Source organism: Salinimicrobium oceani, assembly GCF_012037645.1.
In genome coordinates, this window is record NZ_JAAVJR010001316.1 from 1 (window position 1) to 328 (window position 328).

General features: G+C 48.2%; 1 protein-coding gene. It reads right to left on the reverse strand.

Annotation, left to right across the window (positions count from 1 at the left end; translation table 11 throughout):
• Positions 1–109 precede the first annotated feature (109 nt).
• Positions 110–328 (reverse strand): CoA-transferase (locus HC175_RS21995; protein ID WP_369074368.1); only part of this gene is annotated, 219 nt, incomplete at its 5' end.

A 328-nucleotide genomic window follows, 5' to 3' on the forward strand; every position in this document is an offset into this window, starting at 1 on the left:
GGTTATGTTTTATCCACCCCTTTCGGCGGCTTAGGGCCCCGAAAGCGGGTTCCTGTGGAATCAACCGCTTTCAGGGTTAAGAACCGCTGAAAGGGTTAACTCCTGGTTCTTATATCGCCATCTCCGGAATATCTCCTTCCACGATCAATTTCCCTTCGGTAGCATTTTGAATTTCCTCTACACTAATTCCGGGAGCTCTTTCAAGTAGTCTAAAGCCATTTTCGGTCACTTCCAGCACCGCAAGGTTAGTTACCACCTTTTTCACGCATCCCACGCCTGTGAGCGGAAGAGTGCAACGCTTTAAAAGTTTCGATTCTCCTTCGCGATT